26 protein-coding genes are annotated in these 25,541 nt (G+C 65.5%); 11 read left to right on the forward strand and 15 right to left on the reverse strand.

All coding sequences use genetic code 11. From position 1 onward, the window contains the following. Nucleotides 1-7 precede the first annotated feature (7 nt). Complete coding sequence (locus tag IVA91_RS00845; RefSeq protein WP_247279611.1) at nt 8-586, forward strand: YdeI/OmpD-associated family protein; 579 nt, start codon at nt 8-10, stop codon at nt 584-586. Nucleotides 587-803: 217 nt separating this feature from the next. On the opposite strand, the gene IVA91_RS00850 is transcribed toward IVA91_RS00845, so the two are convergent. The 8 genes from IVA91_RS00850 to IVA91_RS00885 all read right to left on the reverse strand — a co-directional run bounded on the left by IVA91_RS00850 (nt 804) and on the right by IVA91_RS00885 (nt 5,885). After that, nucleotides 804-1,247 carry a hypothetical protein gene (locus IVA91_RS00850; protein ID WP_247279610.1) on the reverse strand — a complete coding sequence of 148 codons (444 nt, stop codon included), beginning with the start codon at nt 1,245-1,247 and terminating at the stop codon, nt 804-806. 301 nt (nt 1,248-1,548) lie between these two features. Next, nucleotides 1,549-1,776 (reverse strand): hypothetical protein, encoded by a 228-nt coding sequence (locus IVA91_RS00855; protein ID WP_247279609.1) that lies wholly within the window; start codon nt 1,774-1,776, stop codon nt 1,549-1,551. Nucleotides 1,777-1,955: 179 nt separating this feature from the next. After that, nucleotides 1,956-2,153, reverse strand: coding sequence for a hypothetical protein (locus IVA91_RS00860; protein ID WP_247279608.1), 198 nt, complete (start codon nt 2,151-2,153; stop codon nt 1,956-1,958). Nucleotides 2,154-2,311: 158 nt separating this feature from the next. Further along, nucleotides 2,312-3,082, reverse strand: a complete 771-nt coding sequence (locus IVA91_RS00865; RefSeq protein ID WP_247279607.1) for a sulfite exporter TauE/SafE family protein — start codon at nt 3,080-3,082, stop codon at nt 2,312-2,314. Then, a complete protein-coding gene (locus IVA91_RS00870; RefSeq protein ID WP_247279606.1) occupies nt 3,079-4,335 on the reverse strand; it encodes a CCA tRNA nucleotidyltransferase in 1,257 nt (418 codons plus the stop codon). The genes IVA91_RS00865 and IVA91_RS00870 overlap by 4 nt, the downstream gene beginning before the upstream one ends. Before the next feature lie 10 nt (nt 4,336-4,345). Further along, nucleotides 4,346-4,609 carry a DUF6111 family protein gene (locus IVA91_RS00875; protein ID WP_247279605.1) on the reverse strand — a complete coding sequence of 88 codons (264 nt, stop codon included), beginning with the start codon at nt 4,607-4,609 and terminating at the stop codon, nt 4,346-4,348. Then, nucleotides 4,606-5,277 carry a CoA pyrophosphatase gene (locus IVA91_RS00880; protein ID WP_247279604.1) on the reverse strand — a complete coding sequence of 224 codons (672 nt, stop codon included), beginning with the start codon at nt 5,275-5,277 and terminating at the stop codon, nt 4,606-4,608. Before IVA91_RS00880 ends, IVA91_RS00875 begins: the two co-directional genes overlap by 4 nt. Then, nucleotides 5,274-5,885, reverse strand: coding sequence for a DUF1285 domain-containing protein (locus IVA91_RS00885; protein WP_247279603.1), 612 nt, complete (start codon nt 5,883-5,885; stop codon nt 5,274-5,276). The genes IVA91_RS00880 and IVA91_RS00885 overlap by 4 nt, the downstream gene beginning before the upstream one ends. A 272-nt stretch (nt 5,886-6,157) precedes the next feature. Here IVA91_RS00885 and IVA91_RS00890 point away from each other — a divergent pair, with 272 nt between their 5' ends. The 6 genes from IVA91_RS00890 to IVA91_RS00915 all read left to right on the forward strand — a co-directional run bounded on the left by IVA91_RS00890 (nt 6,158) and on the right by IVA91_RS00915 (nt 16,172). Beyond that, nucleotides 6,158-7,156: a MoxR family ATPase gene (locus IVA91_RS00890; RefSeq protein WP_247279602.1), complete on the forward strand. Its 999-nt coding sequence runs from the start codon at nt 6,158-6,160 to the stop codon at nt 7,154-7,156. After that, entirely contained in the window at nt 7,156-8,100 is a 945-nt protein-coding gene (locus tag IVA91_RS00895) for a DUF58 domain-containing protein (RefSeq protein WP_247279601.1), read from the forward strand. The genes IVA91_RS00890 and IVA91_RS00895 overlap by 1 nt, the downstream gene beginning before the upstream one ends. Then, on the forward strand, nt 8,097-10,910 hold the full coding sequence (locus IVA91_RS00900) for a DUF4159 domain-containing protein (RefSeq protein WP_247279600.1): 2,814 nt from the start codon (nt 8,097-8,099) through the stop codon (nt 10,908-10,910). Before IVA91_RS00895 ends, IVA91_RS00900 begins: the two co-directional genes overlap by 4 nt. Nucleotides 10,911-10,917: 7 nt before the next feature. Further along, entirely contained in the window at nt 10,918-12,981 is a 2,064-nt protein-coding gene (locus IVA91_RS00905; RefSeq protein WP_247450112.1) for a hypothetical protein, read from the forward strand. 256 nt (nt 12,982-13,237) lie between these two features. Further along, a complete protein-coding gene (locus tag IVA91_RS00910; RefSeq protein WP_247279598.1) occupies nt 13,238-13,654 on the forward strand; it encodes a DUF2946 family protein in 417 nt (138 codons plus the stop codon). Nucleotides 13,655-13,805: 151 nt separating this feature from the next. Next, nucleotides 13,806-16,172 carry a TonB-dependent receptor gene (locus IVA91_RS00915; RefSeq protein WP_247279597.1) on the forward strand — a complete coding sequence of 789 codons (2,367 nt, stop codon included), beginning with the start codon at nt 13,806-13,808 and terminating at the stop codon, nt 16,170-16,172. 117 nt (nt 16,173-16,289) lie between these two features. Here the strand turns inward: IVA91_RS00915 and IVA91_RS00920 are convergent, their stop codons facing one another. Both IVA91_RS00920 and IVA91_RS00925 read right to left on the reverse strand, forming a co-directional pair. Beyond that, the gene (locus IVA91_RS00920; protein ID WP_247279596.1) at nt 16,290-16,805 is read right to left on the reverse strand and encodes an N-acetyltransferase; all 516 of its coding nucleotides are present in this window, start codon (nt 16,803-16,805) and stop codon (nt 16,290-16,292) included. A 149-nt stretch (nt 16,806-16,954) separates the two neighbouring features. Beyond that, nucleotides 16,955-17,446 carry an NUDIX domain-containing protein gene (locus IVA91_RS00925; protein WP_247279595.1) on the reverse strand — a complete coding sequence of 164 codons (492 nt, stop codon included), beginning with the start codon at nt 17,444-17,446 and terminating at the stop codon, nt 16,955-16,957. Between the two features lie 92 nt (nt 17,447-17,538). Between IVA91_RS00925 and IVA91_RS00930 the strand changes: the two genes are divergently transcribed. Then, nucleotides 17,539-18,423 (forward strand): metallophosphoesterase, encoded by an 885-nt coding sequence (locus IVA91_RS00930; protein ID WP_247279594.1) that lies wholly within the window; start codon nt 17,539-17,541, stop codon nt 18,421-18,423. A 146-nt stretch (nt 18,424-18,569) separates the two neighbouring features. Here the strand turns inward: IVA91_RS00930 and IVA91_RS00935 are convergent, their stop codons facing one another. The 3 genes from IVA91_RS00935 to IVA91_RS00945 form a co-directional block, all read right to left on the reverse strand. Continuing rightward, the gene (locus tag IVA91_RS00935; protein ID WP_247279593.1) at nt 18,570-19,121 is read right to left on the reverse strand and encodes a hypothetical protein; all 552 of its coding nucleotides are present in this window, start codon (nt 19,119-19,121) and stop codon (nt 18,570-18,572) included. A 196-nt stretch (nt 19,122-19,317) separates the two neighbouring features. Further along, nucleotides 19,318-19,527 carry a hypothetical protein gene (locus tag IVA91_RS00940; RefSeq protein WP_247279592.1) on the reverse strand — a complete coding sequence of 70 codons (210 nt, stop codon included), beginning with the start codon at nt 19,525-19,527 and terminating at the stop codon, nt 19,318-19,320. A 29-nt stretch (nt 19,528-19,556) separates the two neighbouring features. After that, on the reverse strand, nt 19,557-21,188 hold the full coding sequence (locus tag IVA91_RS00945; RefSeq protein WP_247279591.1) for an isocitrate lyase: 1,632 nt from the start codon (nt 21,186-21,188) through the stop codon (nt 19,557-19,559). Nucleotides 21,189-21,411: 223 nt separating this feature from the next. Between IVA91_RS00945 and IVA91_RS00950 the strand changes: the two genes are divergently transcribed. After that, nucleotides 21,412-22,875 (forward strand): short-chain fatty acyl-CoA regulator family protein, encoded by a 1,464-nt coding sequence (locus tag IVA91_RS00950; RefSeq protein WP_247279590.1) that lies wholly within the window; start codon nt 21,412-21,414, stop codon nt 22,873-22,875. A gap of 119 nt (nt 22,876-22,994) precedes the next feature. On the opposite strand, the gene IVA91_RS00955 is transcribed toward IVA91_RS00950, so the two are convergent. Continuing rightward, complete coding sequence (locus tag IVA91_RS00955; protein WP_247279589.1) at nt 22,995-23,288, reverse strand: antibiotic biosynthesis monooxygenase; 294 nt, start codon at nt 23,286-23,288, stop codon at nt 22,995-22,997. Between the two features lie 227 nt (nt 23,289-23,515). Between IVA91_RS00955 and IVA91_RS00960 the strand changes: the two genes are divergently transcribed. Then, complete coding sequence (locus tag IVA91_RS00960; protein WP_247279588.1) at nt 23,516-24,322, forward strand: hypothetical protein; 807 nt, start codon at nt 23,516-23,518, stop codon at nt 24,320-24,322. A gap of 173 nt (nt 24,323-24,495) precedes the next feature. Continuing rightward, a complete protein-coding gene (locus tag IVA91_RS00965; RefSeq protein ID WP_247279587.1) occupies nt 24,496-24,849 on the forward strand; it encodes a hypothetical protein in 354 nt (117 codons plus the stop codon). A gap of 5 nt (nt 24,850-24,854) precedes the next feature. Here the strand turns inward: IVA91_RS00965 and IVA91_RS00970 are convergent, their stop codons facing one another. Beyond that, nucleotides 24,855-25,496 carry a tetratricopeptide repeat protein gene (locus IVA91_RS00970; RefSeq protein ID WP_247415682.1) on the reverse strand — a complete coding sequence of 214 codons (642 nt, stop codon included), beginning with the start codon at nt 25,494-25,496 and terminating at the stop codon, nt 24,855-24,857. Between the last annotated feature and the right edge of the window lie 45 nt (nt 25,497-25,541).

The raw sequence follows: 25,541 nt of genomic DNA on the forward strand, positions 1-25,541 counted from the left end.
GTTGCCTATGGTTCGCAAAAAGCAGCAAGCCCCGTTGGCATTTAAGAACACATCCAAGCTTGGGGACTGGCTTGAGAAGCACCATGGCACTGCGACCGAACTCTGGGTGCGGATCTTCAAATCAGACACGGGCGTGCCGTCTGTGACGTGGAACGATTGCGTTATTGAGTCCATCCGCGTCGGTTGGATCGATGGCCAGATGAAACCTTTCGACGACACGTCGTACTTGCAACGACTTACCCCGAGGAAGGTGAATTCCAATTGGTCGGCCAAGAACTGCCGTCACGCAACAACCCTGATCGCTGAAGGGCGGATGCTTCCCGCTGGATTGGCTCAGGTCGAAGCGGCCAAGTCGGATGGACGATGGGACACCGCATACGCGGGCTCAGCGGACATGACTATCCCGCAAGACTTTCTTGACGCCTTGGAGGACATGCCTGCGGCGAAAGCGTTCTTCGCGACGCTCGATCGCAGAAATCTCTATTCAATCTACTATCGCCTTCATACAGCGAGGAAGCCCGAGACGCGCGCCAGACGGATCGCGCAAATTGTTGCGAAACTGGATCGTGGCGATAAGTTTCACTGACCCATGCAGCCTCTCCGAGAGAGTAAGCCATAGCGGGCAGATGATCGGCTGCACTGTGCCGCTTGTGAAGCAAAACCGGCCGTCGCTCCACCATTTCGATCCGGCATCACCCCGACTCATGCACCGCATCAATTAACAGCCGGGTCAGCGGCGGCAAGCGGACCGGCAGACATGGTGAGGACCGGCCCTTACCGAAGAATTGAGAAGATCGTGCCGCCTATTTCCGATTAAACACCTCCGTACACCACGCCTGCTGATCTTCGGGCTTGCCCACAAAAGCACACTCAAATGGGCCGCCGGTTATTCCGGAAAGTTTTCCAGTTCCCTTGACGGTGTTCTCGCCTTTTGCCTTACCGTCAGTAACCGTGATGGTAAACGGCCCCTTTAGTTGGTCATCGCCGGTGCCCCAAGTGAGTTCGCCCTCACCCTTACCGGTCTCTTGTGTAAGACTATACGTCCCAGAAGCAGGTGCCATGTGCAGAGGACCGCTGCCAGCGTCGTTGAAGGTGATCCCCCACAGGGTCCCGTAGGCAAATCCTTTGTCTACGCGTTCTTGGATCAATTTCCACCCGCTGTGGACTTTGATCGTGCCCGCGTCCTCAGCCCATGCCGGCAGTACCAAACCGGCGGCGAACAGCGACGCAAAAAGGATTTTACGCATCTTGGAGTCTCCTCTTTGGGTTCGTGTGTCGAGGGATGATCCCGCCAAGTGAAGTCCAGTTCGCGTTCGTGGGGGGAGCTAACCATTATGAGGTACCAAGACGCGCAGGCGGTAAGCTTGCCCCGCGAGGTCTGAACAGGGTTAAAAGCTGCGGTCAGCACGTTCATCGCTCGATGTTCGGTCTCCCTCGATCAGCCGACATGGCAACGGCTCGCGCGTTGGGCAGCTTAGGGCCAGGAAGAGATGGCTCTGGCACGTTGGTGCGGCAGATAACCAAACGCCCGCGGCATTCGTTTTCAACTCAGAAGGCAGCTCCGGCCAGCAAAAAAACGCCGCCAAGCGCGACCATCACGAGTCCGGGCCAGTTCGATTTGACGCCGAAGCCGCTACCGGGCCTTTCAGGCTCCAGCGTGTCACGCCCGGAGCGAAGCCATTTCCCACCGCTGAATCGGCCTCGCCAGATGGGCTGAAATGCCATTTGGAGTACGCCGCCGAAAACAAGGAGCACACCAAGCCATATGAGAGTCATGCTCATCTCCTCTACCCGCGAACGCCGCTAGATTGCTGCGCCGAGAACCGTGGCCCATCCAGCGTCTGCCGGTGCTCTCGGAATCAGACCGACTCTGAAAGCCGCCGGACGCACCGGCGTGCCGCACCTAGGCCGAGGAACGCACTCACCGAAGCTCAGGCTACGTCTAGGCGTCCTGCTTAGTCCTCATCCGGCTCGCGCACGACCGGCGGTTCGTCGGTTTGGTTCTCGTCCTCGTCTTGCTCTTCCTCCTCTTCCTCCTCTTCCTCCTCATCCTCTTCGTCGTCATCGGGATCCCGGGGCGGCATCGTGTCGGGCATGATCGCGAAGACATGCCGGTCGATCTTAGCTGGAACCAGCTCGGGGGGTGGGGTCATGTTGTTGCTCCTCAGATGTGACCCTTGAGCACTCTACCCCTTTTTGGCGGGGCAGACACGAAATTGGCGGCCAGCGCGCCGGTTATCTCTATCAGACGCGCTAGTCCTCGCATTCGAGGTGATCCGCGGTCCAGGCGCGGCAATTGGGCCGGGGTCATCTACGCGACGAGCTGCCTTGCAGCGGCAGAGATCATCACCAGTCCGCCGCTGATCACCGCGACGTCCAAGATCGCGGTGTGGATGTACACCGGCATCCGCTCGACGAAGGCTTTTGCGAGGAACGCACCGGGGATCGCAATCGCGCCAATCAGCAGCGCAAGCGCGAGCACCTGCGCGGTCACCGCGCCGGCAAGGCCGAACACCGAGATCTTGATCAGGCCGGTGCCGAGCGAGATCATCGCATCGGTCGCGATCACGGCTCCGCCTTCGAGGCCGGCGGCCATCAGCAGCGACAGCAGGATCACGCCGGAGCCCGAGGTGCCGCCGACCAGCACGCCGTAACCGATGGAGCCGGCGGCAAGGCCGGTGTCGCCGATCCTGACCTCGCGGCGGCGCAGCACGCGGCGCAGCGGCACGCTCAGCATAAGCATGGTGCCGATCACGAGCGCCGCGCCCGCATTGGTCAGGCGCGTGTAACCGTAGGCGCCGAGCGCGGTTGTCAGCGCCGCGCAGGCGAGCACGATCAGAGCGCGGCGGCGGTCGGCATAGCGCAAGTAAGCTATCGCGCGGCTGAGATTGGTGAAGATCGCGGAGATCGCGATGATCGGCACCACCGGCTCAGCGCCGACCATCGGCACCAGCACCAGCGGCATCAAAGCGCCGGTGCCGTAGCCGGCAAGACCACCGATGATCGAAGCCAACAACGCCATCGTTGCTACCAGCAGGAGCTGGTAAATCGGGATGTCGGCGAAGCCTGAAACGATGGTCACGTTCTCTCGTCGCGGCGGACGCGGGCGGCAGCTTGATCGGCGATGGCAGCGAGCGCGGCTTGCTCTAGTGGAAAATCCGCCGCAAGCCAAGCGTCCTCGGCGAGCGTCAAGACATGTCCGAGCGCAGGTCCTTCCGCCATGCCGCGCGCGATGAAATCGGCCGCCTTCAACGGAAATTTCGGCGCAGTCCAGCGCTGCGGCAGCTCGGCGAGCGCGCGCCAGCGCGACGATCCGACGTCGCCACCGGCCCGGGCCCAGGCCAGCAACACGCGTTCCTGATAGCGCTCTGCGCCGAGCCGGTAGAGCAGCCGCCGCGCCTTCGGCTCGTTCTTGGCGGCCAAGCGCCACCAGCGATGCCCCATCGAATCCAGCGCCTTGGTCTCGCTATTGGAGAGCCGCAGGCGCGCGGCGATGCGCTTGGCATCTTCGGTCACCGCGACCGTCAGCGCGGCCAGGCGCCGCGTGCTGCTTGCGGTGAGGCCGAGCTCGCGCTCGATTGCGATCATCGCCGACAGCGGCCCCGTATAGACCACGCCTCCGGTCAGCGCCTGCAGCAATCCGCCCTCCGCCATGGCCAGCACGGCCGCGGATGCACCGCCGGCGACCAGCAGCTTCAGCATCTCCATGCGCACCCGCTCGGCCGAGAGGTTCGCAAGGCCCGCGCGTGCCCGGATACAGGCGAGATAGCCGTCGCGGTCTGGCTCGCCGGCGCCGAAGGCAGCGTGGATGCGGAAAAAACGCAGGATGCGCAAATAGTCCTCGGCGATGCGCTGGCCGGGATCGCCGATGAAGCGCACGCGGCGCGCTCTGGCATCCGCAATCCCGCCGACATAGTCGTGCACGACGCCGCCCGCATCGACGGACAGGCCGTTCATGGTGAAGTCGCGCCGCTCGGCATCCTTCACCCAGTCGCGGCCGAACGCGACCTTGGCCTTGCGGCCGAAAGTTTCGGTGTCCTCGCGCAGCGTCGTCACTTCATAGGGATGCCCGTCGATGACGAGCGTGACGGTGCCGTGGTCGATCCCGGTCGGCACGCTCTTGATGCCGGCGGCCTTGGCACGCCGCATCACTTCGTCCGGCAACGCGGTAGTCGCGATGTCGATGTCACCGGGTGAGAGACCGAGCAGCGCGTTGCGCACCGCGCCGCCGACCACCCGCGCCTCCTCGCCATTCGCGCCCAGCAATCGCAGGACGCGCCCGGTCCCGCCTGCGGTCAGCCAGGGCGCATTGGCGAGTAACGGCTCCGCGCTCATCGTCCAGCCCTTATTTTTCCGTGCCCGGCACGAATTTGCCGTTCTCGATATGCGCGGGAACGTAGGTCGAGTCCGGTCCGGCGCCGGAGAAATGTGCAAGGCCGACCAGCCCCGCGATCACCAGCGCGATCGCCACCAGGGCAAGGCGCGCAACGATGGTGACCGGCCAGGACGATCGCGCGAACAGGCCGGATCGGGTGGCGGCCAGGAACAGCGCATAGATGGCAAAGGGAATAAGGAAGATTCCGATCTCGGTCAGAACCGTCCGGATCATGACGAATAGATCCGCTCATACAGCACACGCAGCATTCCCGCCGTCGCACCCCAGATGTAGCGTTCCGCGAATGGCATCGCGTAATAGGAACGCTCCATGCCGCGGAATTCCTTGCTGTGCACCTGATGGTTCACCGGGTTCATCAGGAAGGATAGCGGCACTTCGAATGCGTCATCAACCTCTGAATGATTGATCGTGAGCTCGAAGCCCGGCCGCACCCTGGCCACTGTCGGCAGGATGCGGAAGCCGAACGCGGTCCCGTAGAGGTCGAGATAGCCGATCGGCTCGACGAAGTCGCGCGACAGCCCAATCTCCTCCTCGGCCTCGCGCAGCGCCGCATCGAGCGGCGAGGAGTCGGTCGCGTCGATCTTGCCGCCAGGAAAGGCGATCTGGCCGGCATGGTCGTTCAGATGCGCCGAGCGCTGCGTCAGCAGGATGGTCGGCTCGGGATGGTCGACCACTGCGATCAGGACCGCCGCCGGCCGTACCGGCTGCTCGCGCGCGATGATCTCGAGCATCCTGTCGGTGCCGGGATCGCCCGAGGCGGGAATGATGTTCGGATCATAGAGACCGGGCGGGACGTCGAAATCAAGCTTGGCCCTGGAGCGGGCGAAGAAATCCGCCGCGCTGAGCGCGACCGGATCGTTCTGCAGGATAGGTTTGTTCAAAGCGCGGCCCTCACCTGCTCAGCGTCGGCCATGGCGAAGAATTCGCCGGCCGACTCGACGCCGAACATCGGCTGGCCATCGACCATCCGCTCCTCGCCCATGTCAACCAGATCGTAATAGAGCGCGCGGGTGACCTTGGCCCAGAGATCGGCGCGGACGTGCAAGTATGGCGTCAGCCCGCCGTCCCTCGCCTGCTCGAAACGCAGCCGGTGCGCGGCGTCGCAGGTCACCCAGTCGTCGACATTGGTGCGGAAGCGCAGCACGCGATGGCCACCCTCGCGCTCCTTGAGCATCTCGACCGCCATGAACGGCGCGTCGTCGACGCGAATGCCGACCTTCTCCACCGGCGTGACCAAAAAATGCTTGTCGCCCTCGCGCTTGAGAATGGTCGAGAACAGGCGGACCAGCGCGTGACGCCCGATTGGCGTCCCCATGTAGAACCAAGTACCATCAGAGCCGATTCGGATATCGAGATCGCCGCAAAACGGCGGATTCCACAGATGCACCGGAGGCAGCCCCTTCGTGGCACCTTCGGCATTGGCAGCACTTTTGGCGGCGGCAGTCAGCCCTTCAAGGCCGCGATCGGCACTCTGCCCTTGGTTCGCCATGGTTTGCCCTGACTTTGTCCTTGGCACGATTGGTGCAGGTCTACGTTGTTTTCGGGTGTGCGGTTCCACTCCGGATTAATCCGATGTGCGAGGTCGCCACTTCGTGATGCCGTACATAACCCGAAGCCGATAAGGTGGGGATAGGTTAATTCAACGAATACATGGCCTTCCTGCAAGTCTAGCATAGGCCCATGATCCGGCGTGATGACCTGACGCGATGTGCCGAGGTGACGACGCAGGCAAGCCGCGTGACAGGCTGAAGGAGCGAGCGAATGGCGGAAAGTGTCGAGAAACTCGAAGACGGAATCGTCCGTTCGGCCGAGCAGGTATCTAGCCAGATTCGCGCGGCGAAGGAGGCGATCGCGTCGGTCATCTTCGGCCAGGATCGCGTGATCGAGAACACGCTGGTTACGATCCTCTCCGGCGGTCATGCGCTGCTGATCGGCGTGCCCGGTCTCGCCAAGACCAAGCTGGTCGAGACGCTCGGCGTCACGCTGGGCCTGGACGCCAAGCGCATCCAGTTCACGCCCGATTTGATGCCGTCGGACATTCTCGGCGCCGAGGTGTTAGATGAGAGCACCGCGGGCAAGCGGGCCTTCCGCTTTATTGCGGGTCCGGTGTTCGCGCAGCTGCTGATGGCCGACGAGATCAACCGCGCCAGCCCGCGCACGCAGTCGGCGCTGCTGCAGGCGATGCAGGAGCAGCACATCACGGTTGCGGGTGCGCGCCATGACCTGCCCAAGCCCTTCCACGTGCTCGCCACGCAAAACCCGCTGGAGCAGGAAGGCACCTATCCGCTGCCCGAGGCGCAGCTCGACCGCTTCCTGATGGAGATCGACGTCGACTATCCCGATCGCGATGCCGAGCGCCGCATCCTGTTCGAGACCACCGGCGCCGAGGAGACGCTGGCCAGGGGCTCGATGAGCGCCGATGCGCTGATCGTCGCGCAGCGGCTGATCCGGCGCCTGCCGGTCGGCGATTCTGTGGTGGAGGCGATCCTGTCGCTGGTGCGTTCGGCCCGTCCGGGCGTGGAGAGCGGCGAAGCCGGCAAGTTCATCGCCTGGGGCCCCGGCCCGCGCGCCAGCCAATCGCTGATGCTGGCCGTGCGCGCGCGTGCGCTGATCGACGGCCGTCTCGCGCCTTCGATCGATGACGTGCTCGACCTCGCCGAGCCCGTGCTGAAGCACCGCATGGCGCTGACCTTCCAGGCGCGCGCCGAAGGCCGCACGATTCCGGACGTGATCCGGCAATTGAAGACACGGATTGGTTGATGGCGGCAGAGAACGGGCACACAGCGAGGGAGATCATCGCGATCCGACGTGCCGATGGCGAAAGCCGTACGCTCGCCGCTTCGCTGCCGCGCCTGGTGCTCGAGGCCCGCCGTATCGCCGCCAACGTCATCCACGGCCTGCACGGCCGACGGCGTGCCGGCTCCGGCGAAAGCTTCTGGCAATACCGCCGCTTCGTCTCGGGCGAGCCGTCGCAGAACGTCGACTGGCGCCGCTCGGCGCGTGACGACCATCTTTACGTCCGCGAGCAGGAATGGGAAGCCGCGCACACGGTTTGGATCTGGCCCGACCGCTCGCCCTCGATGGCCTTCGCGTCGAAGACCGCGCGCGAGTCCAAGCTCGAACGCACGCTGATCGTCGCCTTCGCCCTGGCCGAGCTGCTCGTCTCCGGCGGCGAACGCGTCGGCATTCCCGGACTGATGGCGCCGACCGCGAGCCGCAGCGTGATCGACAAGATGGCGCAAGCGATGCTGCATGACGACGCCGAACGCCTCAGCCTGCCGCCGTCCTTCGTGCCGTCGGCGCTCGCCGAGACGATCGTGCTGTCGGATTTCTGGTCTCCGATCTCCGAGATCAGGACGACGCTCACAGGGCTGTCCGGCTCCGGCGCGCATGGCACCCTGGTGCAGATCGTCGATCCCGCCGAAGAGTCGTTTCCGTACTCCGGCCGCGTCGAGTTCGTCGAGCCGGAAGGCTTCGGCGTGATCACCGCCGGCCGCGCCGAGAGCTGGGCACAGGATTACACCGCGCGGCTCGCGCTGCACCGCGACCAGATCCGCGCCGAGACCAACAAGCTCGACTGGCTGTTCACCACGCACGCGACCGACCGCTCGGCCGCCGAACTGCTGCTGTTCCTGCATGCCGGCATGCAGGTGAGCAAGTCGGGCGCCCGCATCGCGACGATCAAGGCGGGGCCGGCCGCATGATAGGATTGCCGCTCGCCTTCACCGAACCGCTGCTCCTGATCGGCCTCGTCAGCCTGCCCGTGCTGTGGTGGCTGCTGCGGGTGATGCCGCCGCGGCCGCGGCGGATCGAATTTCCGCCGACGCGGCTGTTGTTCGACATCGCGCCGCGCGAAGAGACGCCCTCGCGGACGCCATGGTGGCTGACTGCGTTGCGGCTCCTAGCTGCGGCGCTCGTCATTTTCGCCGCCGCCGGCCCGATCTGGAATCCGCAAACGGGCGCCGCCGGCAGCAAGGCGCCGCTGATGATCATGTTCGACGATGGCTGGAGCGCGGCGTCGCACTGGGACATCAGGATCAGGGCCGCCGATGAGCTGATCGCCAACGCCGACAACGATCGCCGCGCTATCGCGCTGGTGCCGCTGTCGGAGCCGAACCGCGACATCACCCTGATGCCGGCGGGTGCGGCGCGCGTGGCGCTGCGCCAGCTCGCCCCGAAGCCTTATTCGATCGATCGCGTCGAGACCCTGGCGGCAATCGACCGTTTCCTGAAAACGACCGGCGACTGCGAGGTCGCGTGGTTGTCTGACGGCGTCGACACCGGCCGCGGCGAAGAATTCGTGGCCGGCCTCGGCAAGACTGTCGGCGATCGCAACCTGACTGTGTTCGAAGGCGGTACCTCTGCGCCGCTGGCGCTGGTCGCGGCCGAGAACGCCGCTGCCAGGATGACCGTGAAGGTGCTGCGCACCGACAGTGGCATTGCCGTCGGCACCGTGCGCGCGCTGGACCAGAAGGCCTCGCCGATCGGAGAAGCCCGTTATTCGTTCGGCCCGCAGGACAAGGAAACCGACGCAGCGTTCGATCTGCCGGTCGAGCTGCGCAACGACATCACGCGGCTCGAAATATCCGGCGAGCGCTCCGCCGGCGCAGTGCAGCTGCTCGACAAGCGCTGGCGCCGCCGCGCCATCGGCATCGTCTCGGGTTCGACCAGCGAAACCGCGCAGCCGCTGCTGGCGCCGACCTTCTACCTCACCCGCGCGCTGGCGCCGTTCGCAGACGTGCGGCTCGCCGACAGGGGCTCGCCGCAGCAGGGCATCACCCAATTCCTCGACCAGAAGCTGCCGATGATCATCCTGGCCGATGTCGGCACCATCGCGCCCGAGCTGCGGGAGCGCCTCAACGCCTGGATCGACCAGGGCGGCGTGCTGGTGCGGTTCGCGGGCCCCCGCCTGGCGCAGGCCGAAGACGATCTCGTGCCGGTCAAGCTGCGCAAGGGCGGCCGCACGCTCGGCGGCACCCTGACCTGGGAGAAGCCGCAGCATCTCGCCTCCTTCGCCGCCGACGGGCCGTTTGCTGGCGTCGTGGTCCCCAAGGACGTCACCGTGAGCCGCCAGGTGTTAGCCGAGCCCGACGCGGTGCTCGCCACCAAGAGCTGGGCTTCGCTGGAGGACGGCACGCCGCTGGTGACCGGCGAGCATCGCGGCAAGGGCCTCGTCAGCCTGTTCCACGTCAGCGCCGACATGCGCTGGTCGGATCTGCCGATGTCAGGCACTTTCGTCGAAATGCTGCGGCGTGTCGTCGACATGTCCGGCTACACCGCCAAGCCCGGCGCCGGGGTCGCAGCCGAGACCACCGCCGAGACGGTGGCGCCGCTGCACATCCTCGACGGCTTCGGCGCCTTCGGCCCGCCGCCGGCCACCGCAAAACCGCTGCCCGCGGATTATCGCGACCGCGCCACACCCGATCATCCGCCGGGCTTCTATGGTCCGGCCGAAGGACCGCTCGCCGTGAACACGCTTGCCGCCTCCGACCGTATCGCCGCCCTGAACACCGCGAGCCTGCGCGCCCGGCACGCCACCTACACCAACGCCGAGCCGCGCGATTTGCGCGGCTGGCTGCTGTCGACGGCGCTTGCGCTGTTCCTGATCGACGCGGTCATCGTCGCTCTGCTCGGCGGCGGCATCGCCGCGCTGCTGCGCCGCCGCGCCGCGCCAGCGATGATCGTGCTCGGTATCGTGCTTGCAGGCCTCGCGTCGCTCTCGCCGGCGCCCTCGCGCGCCGACGGCATCACGGACGAGTTCGCGATGAAGGCGGTGTCGCAGACCCGCCTCGCCTATGTCGTGACAGGCAATGCCGACGTCGATTCCATCGTCAAGGCGGGGATGAACGGGCTGACGCTGTTCCTGGCGCAGCGCACTGCGCTTGAGGCCGGCGATCCCGTCGGCGTCAATCCCGCGCGCGACGAGCTCGCCTTCTTTCCGCTGATCTACTGGCCGATCGTGCCCGGTGCGCCCAAGCCGCCGCAGGATGCCATCAACAAGATCGACGCCTACATGAAGCAGGGCGGCACCGTGCTGTTCGACACCCGCGATGCGATCGAAGCACCGCCCGGCGCGAACGGTGCCGCGCAGACCCCGGCCATGCAGACGCTGCGCGAGATCCTGTCCTCGCTCGACGTGCCCGAGCTCGAGCCGGTGCCGCGCGAGCACGTGCTGACCAAGACCTTCTACCTGCTGCGCGACTTCCCCGGCCGCTTCGTCACCGGCCAGACCTGGGTCGAGACCCTGCCGCGCGATGAGGACGAGGACAGCGCGCAGCGTCCGGCGCGCGGCGGCGACGGCGTCTCGCCGATCATCATCACCTCGAACGACCTTGCCGGTGCCTGGGCGGTGCGGCCCGACGGCCAGGCCATGCTGCCAGTGACTGGCGGCGACACCCGCCAGCGCGAATTCGCCTACCGCGCCGGCGCCAACATCGTGATGTACACCCTGACCGGCAACTACAAGGCCGACCAGGTGCACGCACCGGCGCTGATCGAACGGCTGGGGCAATAGGATCGATATGAATTACGGCATCGCGTTCACGCCGCTCGTTCCCGCGATCGTTCTCTGGCTCGCCCTGGCCGCGATCGTCGTGGTCGCGCTGGTGCTGCTGCTGGCGCGCGCGCGGGGGGCGGCCGTGCGCGTCGCCGCGTTGGCGCTGTTCCTGCTGGCGCTCGCCAATCCCTCCTTCACCCGGGAGGATCGCGATCCCCTCACCTCGGTCGCCGCGGTTGTCGTTGACAAGAGTCCGAGCCAGAATTTCGGCAACCGCAATCGCGAGGCCGCGCAGGCGCAGGAGGCGCTGGTCGACAGCCTGAAGAAGATCAAGGGCCTCGAAGTCCGCGTCGTCGATGCCGGACAGGCCGACGGCGAGACCGACGGCACGAAACTGTTCGGCGCCCTCGCCTCGGCCTTGTCGGACGTGCCGGTCGACCGCGTCGCCGGCGCGTTCCTGATCACCGACGGCCGGGTCCATGACATTCCGGCGAACGCAACCGCGCTCGGCTTCCAGGCGCCGGTGCATGCGCTGGTGACCGGGCAGAAGGACGAGCGCGACCGCCGCATCGCAATCACGGCGGCGCCGCGCTTCGGCATCGTCGGGCAGACCCAGACCATCAGCTACCGCCTCGACGACCAGGGCGTCACCGGCGAGCGCGCCAAGGTCACGGTCCGCAGAGACGGCGAGGTCATCAACGAGCGCACGCTATCGAGCGGCCAGGCCGCAAGCGTCGACGTCGACATCAAGCATGCCGGCCCGAACATCGTCGAGATCGAGGCTTCGCCCCTCGAACGCGAACTGACGCCGGTGAACAACCGCGCGGTTGTCGCCATCGACGGCGTACGCGACAAGCTGCGCGTGCTCTTGGTCTCGGGCGAGCCGCATTCCGGCGAACGCACCTGGCGCAATCTGCTCAAGTCCGACGCCAGCGTCGATCTCGTGCATTTCACCATCCTGCGTCCACCGGAGAAGCAGGACGGCACGCCGATCAACGAATTGTCGCTGATCGCGTTTCCGACCCGCGAGCTGTTCCAGCAGAAGATCAACGAATTCCAGTTGATCATCTTCGACCGCTACGCTCGCCAGGGCGTGCTGCCGATCGCCTATTTCGACAACATCGCACGTTATGTCCGCTCGGGCGGCGCGGTGCTGGTCTCGGCCGGCCCTGACTACGCCTCCAACACCAGCATCTGGCGCACGCCGCTGGATTCGGTGCTGCCGGCCGAGCCGGTCGGCGTGACGGAAAAGCCGTTCTATGCGCACCTGTCTGACATCGGCAAACGCCATCCGGTCACACGCGGGCTGGAGGGCTCCGCCAGCGAGCCGCCACGCTGGAGCCGATTCTTCCGCACCGTCGACACCCGCAATGCGATCAACCCGCCGGTCATGACCGGCGTCGATGGCAAGCCGCTGTTGTTCCTGTCGCGTTTCGGCGAGGGCCGCGTCGCGCTGCTGCTGTCCGATCACATCTGGCTGTGGGCGCGCGGCTATGAGGGCGGCGGCCCGCATCTCGACCTGCTCAGGCGGATGTCGCACTGGCTGATGAAGCAGCCGGATCTCGACGAAGAAGCGCTGCGCCTTCAGGTGCAGGGCAAGGATCTCGTCGTGGTGCGCCAGACCATGTCAGACAGCGTCCAGCCGGTGAACGTAACCTCGCCGTCGGGCGTGTCGCACGACCTGACGCTCAGCCCTGGCGATCCCGGCGAGTGGCGCGCCAGCCTGCCCGCGAACGAGCTCGGCCTGTGGCAGGCCACCGACGGCACGCTGAAGGCGCTGATCAATGTCGGCCCGACCAATCCGAAGGAGTTTTCGGAAGTCACCTCCACCGCCGAAACCCTGAAGCCGCTCACGCAGGCGACCGGCGGCAACGCCGTGCGCGTGGTCGACGGCACCAGCGTCGAGCTGCCGCGCATCCTGCCGGTGCGCTCTGCGAGCGTCTTCCACGGCGACAATTGGATGGGCGTGCGGATGCGCGACGCCAGCGTCGTCAAAGGCGTCGGTGTGCTGCCGATCTTCGCCGGGGTGATCGGCCTGCTGCTGCTGCTCGGCGCCTTCGCCGCGACCTGGGTCCGCGAAGGGCGCTGATCTCCTGGAGCGCGAAAAAATTAGGCTCGGTTGGTGTTCGGGGTTCACCTCTCCCCCGCGGGGAGAGGTGCTTCGAGTTCTGGGCGCGCAGTTCAACTAAAATTCCATCCCACTCTAGTTGCCGGAACGACACATCGGCTCGCGGCCCTGCGTGCGCCGATCCGGCCGGCGTTGACATCCACCGTCCGATCGGGCGATGTTACATTGTAACGCCGCGATGGCAGGGGATTGGCCGCGCGGTGTGGGGCGTTTTCGGATGAAATGGTTTCGGTCGAATGTGAGGCATGCTGCCCGGCTCGCGTTGTTCGCGATGCTGGTGCAGTTCGCGCTGACGTTCGGCCACAGCCACTGGTTCGCGCGGGCCGCGCCCCTCGCCCAATCCTCGCTCCAGCAGACCGACGGCGCCAAGGACAGCGCCAAGGGCGCTGCTGCGATGGGCCGCGCCGCAGTCCAGACGCAATCGCCGGCCGGTCCCGACCGCGAGCATCCGGGCGAGGACAATTGCGCGATCTGCGCCGTCGTCGCGATGGCGGGCACAATTGTGTTCGCGACGTCGCCCGTGCTGCTGCTGCCGCAAGCGATCGAACTGCTCCACCGCACCACCGGCGCCGAATTCATCCATCTGAAATCCGCCGGCACGGCATTCCAGCCCCGCGCCCCTCCCGCGTCCTGACCTCCAACGCTTGATCACGCCCAGCCTCGCTAAATGTCGGCGAATGCCTGGGGAGAAGTTGAAGTCGAATTCCGTCGCACCGCGACGGCAGGCCGCCTCCGATCAGCAGACAATACAATCATGCGGACGGCGCCTGAGTGGAATCAGGACCATGTCATTTCAATCGCGACGCGCGCAGCGTCTTGGCGGAGCAAGCCTGCTCCTGCTCGGGGCCGCCGCCACACCAGCCTTGGCCCAGTCGGCCGAGGACAAGTCGTCGACCGAGATTCCCGCCGTCACCGTGACGGCGCCGAGCCCGATCGTGCGCAGAGCGGTGGTGCCTTCCCGCACCGCAGGCCGCGGCACGCGGACCGCGCGAGTGCGCAGCCGCCAACAAACGGCGGAAGCGACGCCCGCGGCGTCCGCGCCCGCCGCGCCGCAGCAGGGCGTGCTGCCTGTTGTGACCAACCAGTTCGCTACCGTCACCGTGGTGCCGAACGAGGAGATCCGCCGCGAGGGCGGCGGCCAGCTCGGCGATCTCCTGTTCTCCAAGCCCGGCATCACCGGCTCGAGCTTCGCACCCGGCGCCTCCAGCCGGCCGATCATCAGGGGTCTCGATGTCAACCGCGTCGGCATCGTCGAGAACGGCACCAATGCCGGCGGCGCCTCCGATCTCGGTGAGGACCATTTCGTCCCGGTCGATCCGCTCGCCACCAACCAGATCGAAGTGGTGCGCGGGCCGGCGGCGCTGCGCTACGGCTCGACCTCGATCGGCGGCGTCGTCAGCGCCACCAACAACCGGATTCCGGACGCGATGCCTGCGTGCGCGCCCTCATTCCAGAGCTATGGCATGCCGGCCAAGGCCCCGCTCGCGAGCGCCGCGACCGCTCCTTGCGTCACCGCCGAGACGCGCACCGCGTTCAGCTCGGTCGATCGCGGCGTCGAGAGCGGCGTGCTGCTCGACACGGGCGGCGGCAATTTTGCATTCCATGCCGACGCCTATGGCCGCACGACCTCCGACTACTATATCCCGAGCTATCCCTATCTGACCGACCAGTCGCGCCCGGTGAACGGCCGTCAGCCCAACTCGGCGACGCGCTCGGACGGCGCCTCGATCGGCGGCTCCTACTTCTTCCAGGGCGGCTATATCGGCGCATCGATCACGCAGAACGACTCGCTCTACCACATCCCCGGCATCGACGGCGCCGACCACAACACGCGGATCGACGCACATCAGACCAAGATCAACGTCAAAGGCGAGTACCACCCCGACGCGGCCGCGATCGACGCGGTCCGCTTCTGGGCCGGCGCGACCGACTACCGGCACAACGAGATCGGCCTTGCCGATCCCGGCAACCCCAACAGCGACGGCGTGCGCCAGACCTTCACCAACAAGGAGCAGGAGATCCGCACCGAGGTGCAGCTGATGCCGTTCAATGCCCGCTTCGCCGAGGTGACGACGGCGCTCGGCTTCCAGGTCGGACATCAGGAATTGAGTGCGCCGAGCCCCGACAATCCCGGCACGCTGTTCAACGGCCTGTGGGACCCGAACAACAGCACGCGCGTTGCTGGTTACGCCTTCAACGAGTTCAAGTTCACGGAGGCGACGCGGGCACAGATCGCCGGTCGCATCGAGCATGTCGAGCTGCACGGCACGACGCCTGATTTCCCCGCCGATTACCTGCCCGACGGCACGCCGCAGACGGCGATCGCGCGCAATCCGTCCTTCACGCCGAAGAGCGGCAGCATCGGTCTGCTGCAGGACCTGCCGGGTGGCATGGTCGGCAGCCTCACCGCGCAATATGTCGAGCGCGCGCCGAAGGCTGCCGAGCTGTTTTCACGCGGCGGCCATGACGCGACCGCGACGTTCGACATCGGTAATCCGAACCTCACCATCGAGACCGCGAAATCGATCGAGGTCGGCGTGCGCAGGGCGACGGGGCCGTTCCGGTTCGAGGCGACGGTCTACTACACGCATTTCGACAATTTCATCTATCGCCGCCTCACCGGCGTGTCCTGCGATGACGACTTTGCGTCCTGCGGGGGACCAGATGGCGAGCTGAACCAGGCGGTCTATTCGCAACGCAATGCCAATTTCCGCGGTGGCGAATTCCAGTCGCAGCTCGACGTCGGCGCCTTCCAGGGCGGCATCTGGGGCATCGAGAACCAGCTCGACTTCGTCCGCGCCACCTTCAGCGACGGCACCAACGTGCCGCGGATTCCGCCGCTCAGAATGGGCGGCGGCGTATTCTGGCGCGACGACAACTGGCTGATGCGCGTCAACCTGCTGCACGCCTTCGCGCAGAACAACGTCGCGGTGATCGCGGAGACGCCGACAGCGGGCTACAATTTGCTGAAAGCCGAGGTCAGCTACAAGACCAAGCTCGACCGCAACTGGTTCGGCGCGCGCGAAATGATGGCCGGCATCGTCGGCAACAATCTCCTCAACGAGAACATCCGCAACTCGGTTTCCTACACCAAGGACGAGGTGCTGATGCCCGGCATTGGCGTGCGGGCATTCGCGAACTTCAAGTTCTAAGCTCATACAGTCGGGGCCCACAGCGGCCCCGGCTGGCCTCGCCCGGCTGGTTCACGCCGTCGCAATGACAGAGTATGGGCACTGCCGCTGCGCTTCCCATTCACAGCGTCGTAGCACCTACCCGCGCGCCTTGCTCCAGTCCGGCGCAACCCGCCCGGATACGCCTTCGAAAGCGCCGTCGACGAGCTCGAACACCAGAATGCGGGCGGGGTCAACCGGACCCGGCATGGTGACGCGGCCCTTTGCGACCGGCTTGAAGCCGACGCGGCTGTAATAGGCTTCGTCGCCGACCAGGAGCACGATGGCGTGGCCTTTTTCCTTGGCGTCCTTCAGCGCGCGCTCCATCAGGAGACGGCCGATGCCGCGGTCGCGGAACGGCGGCTCCACGGTGAGCGGCCCCAGCAGCAGCGCCGGCGTGTCGCCGATCAGGATCGGCAACTGCCTGACCGAGCCGACCAGCAGCGTCCCAACGCGCGCGGTGAAGGACAATTCGAGCAGATGGTCGACATGCTCGCGGATGCGGTAGGCGCTGAGCACGAAGCGGCCGGGGCCGAAGGTGCGTTCGTGCAGCCGTTCGATCGCCTGAGCGTCGCCGGCGGCCTCGGGAAGGATGGTGAGTGAGAGATCGCTCATGTCAGCGCGCGGGATAGCACCTGAACGCAGCGCGGTCCATCGGGCAGCAAAGATGCTCAGTTCCTTTTTCAGCGCCGACGGGAGAGGTGTTCTGATTCGCCGGTTTGCACTGTTGAACGACAACCCTCACGCACCAGCACGGGCCGCCCTCATCGCCACGTCGCAATCAGCGGCTTGCCGTCCAGCACTTCGGCGATCCGCAGCCGTGTGCCGGGCGTGGTCCCCTCGGGCAGCGCCGTGATCGCGAAGAACCCGCATTCGACGATCTCGCGGTTCGGTCCGGGCAGGCGGTCCTGGCTGAACTGCCTGACGACGTAGACGGCGACGTGGTCGCGGCGGGAGACGTGGCTGTTGAGGAAGATGCCGTGCAGCATGGCGTCCCCGGTGAGATCAATGTCGCCCTCCTCCTTGAGTTCGCGCCGCAGCGCCTGCGCCATGGTCTCGCCGAAGTCGACGCCGCCGCCGGGCAGGTACCATCCGGTGACGTAGCTGTGCCTGACCAGAAACACCCGATTCTCGGCGTCCAGCACCACGGCGCGGACGCCGAGCGTCATGCCGCGGACCAGCAGGAAATAGGCATGGAAGAGACGCCGCAGCAGCGGCTCGCATTGTCGTCGAATGCTGTTCAGACGTTCTCGCATCAGGCCTTCTTGACGCCCCGTTTCGAGCCGCGCTTGCGCGCTGGCTGCGACCTTGCCATTACAGCGGAGCAATAGCGAGGCAATCGCGCGCCATGGCCCCCTTCACGCTCGCCCATCTGTCCGACCCGCATCTGCCGCCACTGCCGAAGCCGCGGCTGATCGAGCTCGCGGGCAAGCGCGCGCTCGGCTACATCAACTGGACGCGCAACCGGCACAAATACCAGCGCCGCGAGGTGCTCGACGCGCTGGTCGCCGATATGAAGGCCCAGGCGCCCGACCACATCGCCGTGACGGGCGATCTCGTCAACCTCGCGCTGGAAGCCGAGTTCGCGCCGGCCCTGGCCTGGCTCGAAAGCGTCGGTCCGCCCGACCGCGTCACCGCGATTCCCGGCAATCACGACGCCTATGTCAGCGCGACGCGCCATCGCTTCGGCGAGACGTTCCTGCACTACATCGCCGCGGATACGCCCGATACCGCAGCCTTCCCCGCCGTGCGCCGGCGCGGGCCGCTCGCGCTGATCAGCCTGTCCACGGCGGTGCCGACCCTGCCGCTGATGGCGACGGGCACGCTCGGGCGCGATCAGCTCGCGGCCCTCGCAGAGGTGCTCGAGCGGCTCGCGGCGGAAGACGTCTTCCGCGTGCTGCTGGTGCACCATCCGCTGAGATCCGTCGCGCGCCAGAAGCGGATGACGGACGCGGCCGAGCTGCTGGCACTGTTGAAACGGCATGGCGTCGAGCTGATTCTGCACGGGCACGACCACATTCATTCGACGATGTGGTTCGAGGGCCCGAACGGCAACATTCCCGCACTCGGCGTGCCTTCCGCCTCGGCGCTCGCGCACGGACGTTACCCGGCGGCGGCGTATAACCTGTTCACAATCGAAAAGGACAATTCCGGCTGGCGCTGCGAGCAGACGGTGCGGAGCCTGGGCGCTGGATTTCAGATCGGGCAGATCAAGCATGCGCGGTTGATTTGAGGCCATCGTCATTTTCCGGGGGCGCGCGGCAGGCGAGCTCTGATGCGCAATTGCGCATCAGAGAATCCATTCACCCGCATGCGCTGTGGCCCGGTAGATTCCGGCGCTCATGCTTCGCATGCCCGGGAATGACGACGGAGAGAGCCTCACCAGCTCCGCAAGGCGGCCAGCACAGCGAGGCCGAACAGCGCCGCGGCGCCGAGGATGAAGCCGAACAGGAACGGCCACACGCGCGAGCGGCGCGGCGGCGCGGCGGCGGGCTTCGGCTCGGGCGGCACCACCATCGCGCGCTCGCGCTCGATCATGCGGCGCGCGACATAGTCGGTGACGGCCTCGACGATAACGGCGGTGTCGTGCGATTCGGCGAGCACGATGCGGCCGAAGCGGGTGTCCTGGACGAAGCGGTACATCCGCTTGTCACGCCCCATCAAGATGTGGGCGACGACGTCGATCCAGAGCCTCGGCGTATCGCCCTGGCTGATGCCACGGTCGAACAGCTCGATCTGCTCCGGCACCTGCGCGAACAGAGGATCGAGCGCGTCGTTGAGGATCTCCAGCCGGGCCACCTCGGCATCTCTGAGGTCGACGACCACGCCGGTCCGGTCGGCGGCCTCGATCCGGGCGCGCAACAGTGCATCGCGCAGCCGCACCGGGCGCGGCTGGCTGGGATGAATCCCGCTGGTTTCGGGCTCTGACATTGTCGGCCTCGTCCTCAAACACGGGAATTAACCTATCAGCAACCACAGCGCCCGCAAAGGGTCCACAATTCCAGATACTTACGGCGCCCACAGACGTTTCACCTGTGCCAAAAACAGACGATCCCACCCAGGCTAAGGCCTGGATGGGACCATCCGTCCTTGGACGTCTTCTTAGTTAGATCGGCAGCCGGAATCCTTAGGCCGAGACCCGCGAAGGCTCCTCCACGATGGAGAAGCGGACGCCGGCCTTGTAGCGGCTCTCTTCCGACACCTCGCGCCAGCAGTCTTCGGCTTCCTTGCGGGTCTTGAACGGACCTTTGACCTGAGCCGAGCCTTCCACGAGCTTGTGGAAGTTCATCGAACCGAACTCGCCGCCGATCACCCAGAAATTGCTGCCTTTGGTCATGTCAGTCTCCTGTCGAAGTGCGTGATGCGTTAGCCGAACTGGTTCATCGTGTTGTGGGCGCCGCCCGCCTTCAGGGCAGCTTCGCCGGCGAAGTACTCCTTGTGGTCGTCGCCGATATCGGAGCCGGCCATGTTCTGATGCTTCACGCAGGCGATGCCCTGACGGATCTCGGCGCGCTGGACGTTCTTGACGTAGCCGAGCATGCCCTGCTCGCCGAAGTATTCCCGCGCCAGATTGTCGGTCGACAGCGCCGCCGTGTGATAGGTCGGCAACGTGATCAGATGGTGGAAGATGCCGGCACGCTTGGCCGAATCCGCCTGGAAGGTGCGGATGCGCTCGTCGGCTTCCTTCGCCAGCGGCGTGTCGTCATATTCCGCCTTCATCAGCTCGGCACGGTTGTACTGGCTGACGTCCTTGCCGGCTTCCTTCATCGCATCGTAGACCTGCCAACGGAAGTTGAGGGTCCAGTTGAACGACGGCGAGTTGTTGTAGGCCAGCTTCGCGTTCGGAACCACCTTGCGGATGCGGTCGACCATCTTGGCGATCTGCTCGATATGCGGCTTCTCGGTCTCGATCCAGAGCAGGTCGGCGCCGTTCTGAAGCGAGGTGATACAGTCCAGTACGCAGCGGTCTTCGCCGGTGCCCGGGCGGAACTGGTAGAGGTTGGAGGGCAGCCGCTTCGGACGCATCATCTTGCCGTTGCGGTTGATGATGACGTCGCCGTTCCTGGCGTTCTCCGCCGTCACTTCCTCGCAATCCAGGAAGCTGTTGTACTGGTCGCCGATGTCGCCGGGCCTGTGGCTGACGGCGATCTGCTGCGTCAAGCCGGCGCCGAGCGAGTCGGTGCGGGTCACGACGACGCCGTCTTCGACGCCGAGCTCGAGGAAGGCGTGGCGGCAGGCGCGGATCTTCGCGAGGAAGACGTCATGCGGCACGGTGACCTTGCCGTCCTGGTGGCCGCACTGCTTCTCGTCGGAGACCTGGTTCTCGATCTGGAGCGCGCAGGCGCCCGCTTCGATCATCTTCTTGGCAAGCAGATAGGTCGCCTCCGCATTGCCGAAGCCGGCGTCGATGTCGGCGATGACGGGCACGACATGGGTCTGGAAGTTGTCGATCTTCTCGATCAGCTCCTTCTCCCTGACCTTGTCGCCTTCCTTGCGGGCCTTGTCGAGCGCGCGGAAGATATCGTTGAGCTCGCGCGAGTCGGCCTGGCGCAGGAAAGTGTAGAGCTCCTCGATCAGGGCGGGCACCGAGGTCTTCTCGTGCATCGACTGGTCGGGCAGCGGGCCGAACTCGGAGCGCAGCGCGGCGATCATCCAGCCCGACAAATACAGGTAGGTGCGATCGGTCTTGCCAAAGTGCTTCTTGACCGAGATCAGCTTCTGCTGCGCGATGAAGCCGTGCCAGCAGCCGAGCGACTGGGTGTACTTGGTGGGGTCGCCGTCATAGGCGGCCATGTCGGCCCGCATCAGCGCGGCGGTGTAGCGGGCGATATCGAGGCCGGTCTTGAAACGGTTCTGCAGGCGCATGCGTGCGACGGCCTCGGCCTTCACCCCGTTCCAGGTCGGCTGGGTCTCAAGGAGCGCCTGAGCCGCCTCGATCTCGCTCTGATACGAAGCCGGGCGCAGGAGGGTGCTGATGCCGCGGGGCTGATAGTTCATGTGCCTGATCCTTTCGCGGTCGATGGCGAGCCATCGACATTCTTGACAATGCATTGCGAAATGCGTGTCAGGAGCTAAACGCGAAAACAGAAACTTCGTATAGATGGCTTGTTTCTTATTGGTGATGTCATGTAACATAAGAACATGTAATACATGTTACTTTGTAAATTTTGTAAATTATAGGTCATCAAGACTGTCCTTGATGCCTACGGAGTCCTGAGAAATGCCCGTCGATTCCGGGAAGAAACTGTTCTCCGGGAAGAAACTGTTCGTCGGCCCGCGCTTTCGGAGGATCCGGCAGCAATTGGGGCTGTCGCAGACCCAGATCGCCGAGGGGCTCTCGATCTCGCCGAGCTATGTCAACCTGATCGAGCGCAACCAGCGCCCGGTGACCGCGCAGATCCTGCTGCGGCTGGCCGAGACCTATGACCTCGACCTGCGCGACCTCGCCACTGCCGATGAGGACCGCTTCTTCGCCGAGCTCAACGAAATCTTCTCCGATCCCTTGTTCCGCCAGATCGACGTGCCCAAGCAGGAGCTGCGCGACCTCGCCGAGCTTTGCCCCGGCGTGACTCATGCGCTGCAACGGCTCTATGCCGCCTATACCGAAGCGCGCCAGGGCGAGACGCTGGCGGCCGCGCAAATGGCCGACCGCGACGTCGGCACGCGTTATGAGGCCAATCCGGTCGAGCGCGTACGCGAACTGATCGAGGCCAATCGCAACTATTTCCCGGAGCTGGAGCAGGCCGCGGAAAACCTTCGCGATGAGCTGAACGTGCCGGCCGAAGGGCTCTACGCGGCGCTGGCCGCGCGCTTGCGCGAAAAGCATTCGATCCAGACCCGCATCATGCCCGTCGACGTGATGCGCGAGACGCTGCGGCGGTTCGATCGCCATCGCCGTCAGCTCCTGATCTCCGAGCTGGTCGACCCGCCCGGCCGTGCGTTCCAGCTCGCCTTCCAGCTCGGCTTAGGTGAATGCGCGCAGCATTTCGAGACTATCATCGGCCGATCCGGCCCGCTCGACGACGCGCCGCGGCGGCTGTTCCGCATCACGCTCGGCAATTATTTTGCAGCCGCCGTCATGATGCCCTACCCGGCGTTCCTCGCCGCGGCCGAGGCGCTCAATTACGACATCCAGGTGCTGGCGCAGCGCTTCAATTCCGGTTTCGAGCAGGTCTGCCACCGCCTCACCACTCTGCAGCGGCCCAACGCGCGCGGCATTCCGTTCTTTCTCTTGCGCGTCGACAATGCCGGCAACGTCTCGAAGCGCTTCTCCTCCGGCACGTTCCCGTTCTCCAAATTCGGCGGCACCTGCCCCTTGTGGAACGTGCACTCGACCTTCGACACGCCGGACCGCCTGCTCAAGCAGGTGATCGAGCTTCCCGATGGCACGCGCTATTTCTCGATCGCGCAGATGGTGCGCCGCCCCGTCGCGCCGCACCCGCTGCCGCAACCGCGTTTCGCCATCGGCCTCGGCTGCGAGATCCGTCACGCCGCGCGCCTGACCTACGCTGCGGGCATCGACCTGGAGAAGACCGAGGGCACGCCGATCGGCGTCAACTGCCGTCTCTGTGAGCGCGAAAACTGCGCCCAGCGTGCCGAGCCGCCGATCACGCGCACCCTGATCCTGGATGAGACGACGCGGCGGGTGTCGAGTTTCGCCTTCTCGAATGCACGGGAATTGTGAAGCCGGGAGCAGTGGGGCGCAGGGTGCATTTGGCCAATGGCGCGCGCCACGTCCTCCTGTCGTCGCCCGCGAAGGCGGGGCATGCCAGTTGAAGATAGAGCTCTAACGCGCCCCGCCGCCTACGCCAGCGTATGCACGATCACCGGCCCGGCCGCAGCGCTCGCATGTCCCGCGAGCAGCGGAGCCAGATCCTTCTCGATCCAGGCGATCGCGCGCCGGTTCGCCTCCTCCGCCTGTTCGAACTTGTCGAAGATCGAGATCGCGGTCACCGTGTCGTCGCCGGCATAGACGACGTAATAAGCGCGGAAACCATCGACGTCGCTGATGATCGGGACGGCGCCGTCCTTGATGCGGCGCGCCAGCTCTTCAGCGCTCCCGCTTTTCGCCTTGGCCTGACGGATGGCGGCATACATGACATCCTCCTTCCGGCTACTGATGTAAGGGCCTGGTGCCCGGAGTGGATGTTACGCCGAAGCGCGCCGCCGATCCACGCTTGGTTAACCTCGCCCTAATCCGACGCCGCGATCTGCAACCAAGGATTAAGCACGCCTCAACATCGGTGCCTTAGTCTTGCCCCACTCACGTTTCGCGAACAACGGTGGCTTATCCTGCCGGGCGAGGTGAGATCAGGGGGTTCATCATGCGCATTGCGTTGCTGCTGACCGCAACCATCGTCGGCGCGCTCTTCGCCAATCCATCCATTGCCGGATCGCTCGATGCGTCGACTGACGCAGCGCAGCCGCTGCCGCCGGGCTTCCAGAGCTACCGCGGCTACATGTTCGATTTGTCCGAGAATCGCGACCGCAAGGATGTCGACAAGCTCACCAGCAATCTGAAGAGCCAGATCGACGTGGTCGAAGGCGTCGGCCTGTCGCCGCGCGTGCTGCGCTTCTTCCACACCGTTCCGATCGTCGCGAGCGAGCTGGCCTGCCTCGACGAAGGTGCCGCGACCGCCTGCTACGGCAGGGTCACACCGGACATCCAGCGCAGCGCTCCCCGGACGCTGACGGTCTGGGATCCGGACAAGCAGCGCTGGACCAATCCGAATGCGGTCGATCTCGCGGTCGATTCGGGGCTCGGCGTGATCATGCTGCGGCCCGACATGATGCGTTACGAGAAGGAGGCTGTGCTGCTGCACGAGCTCCTGCATGCCTACCACGCGCGGCTGTTGCCGGACGGCTACGCCAACAAGGGCGTGATCGCCTATTACGTCCTGGCCAAGTCCAAGGACCTGCTGCCCAGGGAATCCTATGCGATGAAGAATCCCATGGAGTTCTTTGCCGTGACCGCGAGCATCTTCCTGGCCGGCAAGAGCGAATTCCACGATCCGAAGTCTCGCGAGGCGCTCAAGGAAAAGTTGCCGGACTATTACAAATACCTGGTCGGCGTGTTCGGCTTCGACCCCGACCCTGCAGCCCCAAGCGGTCCGGTCGCCTCGCTGAAGTGAGGCTGACGTCGCGCTTCCTGCGCCAGATGACATCAGAGCCGCGCAAAATGCGCGGCTTTTTTGTTTTGTAAACCGGAAGCTGCGGATGGCGGCTCAGCGGGAATTGCCAAGGTGGGGGCCGATCTGCATAGTCCCGCCCGCATCGATATTGTTTTCGAAGGGGATAGAACAACATGGCGGACGCCGACCTGGATGTCGTGATCCGGCAACTGGCCAGACAACTGCATACGGGCCTGATGACCCGCGCCAAGCAGCGGCGGGATCGCTTCAACGGCCTTGCCGCCAAGGCCAAGGGCAAGGAGACCAGCGACCGCTTCAAGATGATGGCCAAGGCCACCCTGGAGCAGGCCACCGCCGCCGCCAAGCGCCTCCAGATGTCCGCGGACAACGTCGCCGACAGCTACGCCCGCGCCATGCGCCTCGCCGCCAGCACGCCGGCCGCGGCAAAGGTGGAGAAGACGGCGAAGGAGAAGCCGGTGAAGAAGGCTGCGAAGGCGAAGAAGGCCAAAGCCAAGAAGGCGAAGTAATCAGCTCACCTTCTCGGCGCGGCGAGCCGAGTCGGCTCGGCGCTGGCGAGTTCGGCGAGCTTGGCACGTGCCGCCTCATGGGTGCGGCCGTCCTTGCCGGGCGGCAGCGCCAGCGCGGCCTCGAAATCGGCCCGTGCGTCGTCGGTCTGGCCGCGGGCGAGGAATGCAAAGCCGCGGTCGAGGCGGGCCTGCGCGTCCGAGGGGTCGAGGCGGACCGCCGTGTTGTAGCTCAGGATGGCGCGGTCGAGATCGCCTTTGGCGGCGAGCGCGAGACCGCGCTGGTGATAGGGCGCGGCGAGCTTGGGGTCATGCGCGATCGCCTCGTCATAATCCGCAATCGCAAGCTCCAGATCACCGTTCTGCCGGCGCGCCAGCGCGCGGTCTCGATAGAGTGAGGCGCGGTTGGGATTGAGATGGATGGCCTCATCGAAATCGGCGATCGCCCGCCTGAAGTCGCCATGGCGCAGCGCGATCCGTCCGCGCCCCTCATAGGCGAACGCGATCAGCGAGCCGCGCAGCGGCGAGAAGCCGATCACGGCCGAGCAGATGTCGGGATCGTCCTCGTCGCCGCAATTGACGACCATGTGCGTGGACAGCCCAATAAGCACGCAAAGGACGATCAGCAATGGTACGGCAGCTCTGGTCATCTTCGACGGTGACCGGCAGAGGGCCGGTCACGCATCCCCTTTCGA

The organism is Bradyrhizobium sp. 153 (genome assembly GCF_023073835.1).
Taxonomy (GTDB): Bacteria; Pseudomonadota; Alphaproteobacteria; order Rhizobiales; family Xanthobacteraceae; genus Bradyrhizobium.

Coding starts and splice junctions, on each gene's coding strand:
- IVA91_RS00845 (WP_247279611.1), top strand. CDS start 8: ATGGTTCGCAAAAAGCAGCAAGCCCCGTTGGCATTTAAGAACACATCC.
- IVA91_RS00850 (WP_247279610.1), bottom strand. CDS start 1,247: ATGCGTAAAATCCTTTTTGCGTCGCTGTTCGCCGCCGGTTTGGTACTG.
- IVA91_RS00855 (WP_247279609.1), bottom strand. CDS start 1,776: ATGACTCTCATATGGCTTGGTGTGCTCCTTGTTTTCGGCGGCGTACTC.
- IVA91_RS00860 (WP_247279608.1), bottom strand. CDS start 2,153: ATGACCCCACCCCCCGAGCTGGTTCCAGCTAAGATCGACCGGCATGTC.
- IVA91_RS00870 (WP_247279606.1), bottom strand. CDS start 4,335: ATGAGCGCGGAGCCGTTACTCGCCAATGCGCCCTGGCTGACCGCAGGC.
- IVA91_RS00875 (WP_247279605.1), bottom strand. CDS start 4,609: ATGATCCGGACGGTTCTGACCGAGATCGGAATCTTCCTTATTCCCTTT.
- IVA91_RS00885 (WP_247279603.1), bottom strand. CDS start 5,885: ATGGCGAACCAAGGGCAGAGTGCCGATCGCGGCCTTGAAGGGCTGACT.
- IVA91_RS00890 (WP_247279602.1), top strand. CDS start 6,158: ATGGCGGAAAGTGTCGAGAAACTCGAAGACGGAATCGTCCGTTCGGCC.
- IVA91_RS00895 (WP_247279601.1), top strand. CDS start 7,156: ATGGCGGCAGAGAACGGGCACACAGCGAGGGAGATCATCGCGATCCGA.
- IVA91_RS00900 (WP_247279600.1), top strand. CDS start 8,097: ATGATAGGATTGCCGCTCGCCTTCACCGAACCGCTGCTCCTGATCGGC.
- IVA91_RS00905 (WP_247450112.1), top strand. CDS start 10,918: ATGAATTACGGCATCGCGTTCACGCCGCTCGTTCCCGCGATCGTTCTC.
- IVA91_RS00910 (WP_247279598.1), top strand. CDS start 13,238: ATGAAATGGTTTCGGTCGAATGTGAGGCATGCTGCCCGGCTCGCGTTG.
- IVA91_RS00915 (WP_247279597.1), top strand. CDS start 13,806: ATGTCATTTCAATCGCGACGCGCGCAGCGTCTTGGCGGAGCAAGCCTG.
- IVA91_RS00920 (WP_247279596.1), bottom strand. CDS start 16,805: ATGAGCGATCTCTCACTCACCATCCTTCCCGAGGCCGCCGGCGACGCT.
- IVA91_RS00925 (WP_247279595.1), bottom strand. CDS start 17,446: ATGCGAGAACGTCTGAACAGCATTCGACGACAATGCGAGCCGCTGCTG.
- IVA91_RS00930 (WP_247279594.1), top strand. CDS start 17,539: ATGGCCCCCTTCACGCTCGCCCATCTGTCCGACCCGCATCTGCCGCCA.
- IVA91_RS00935 (WP_247279593.1), bottom strand. CDS start 19,121: ATGTCAGAGCCCGAAACCAGCGGGATTCATCCCAGCCAGCCGCGCCCG.
- IVA91_RS00940 (WP_247279592.1), bottom strand. CDS start 19,527: ATGACCAAAGGCAGCAATTTCTGGGTGATCGGCGGCGAGTTCGGTTCG.
- IVA91_RS00945 (WP_247279591.1), bottom strand. CDS start 21,188: ATGAACTATCAGCCCCGCGGCATCAGCACCCTCCTGCGCCCGGCTTCG.
- IVA91_RS00950 (WP_247279590.1), top strand. CDS start 21,412: ATGCCCGTCGATTCCGGGAAGAAACTGTTCTCCGGGAAGAAACTGTTC.
- IVA91_RS00955 (WP_247279589.1), bottom strand. CDS start 23,288: ATGTATGCCGCCATCCGTCAGGCCAAGGCGAAAAGCGGGAGCGCTGAA.
- IVA91_RS00960 (WP_247279588.1), top strand. CDS start 23,516: ATGCGCATTGCGTTGCTGCTGACCGCAACCATCGTCGGCGCGCTCTTC.
- IVA91_RS00965 (WP_247279587.1), top strand. CDS start 24,496: ATGGCGGACGCCGACCTGGATGTCGTGATCCGGCAACTGGCCAGACAA.
- IVA91_RS00970 (WP_247415682.1), bottom strand. CDS start 25,496: ATGACCAGAGCTGCCGTACCATTGCTGATCGTCCTTTGCGTGCTTATT.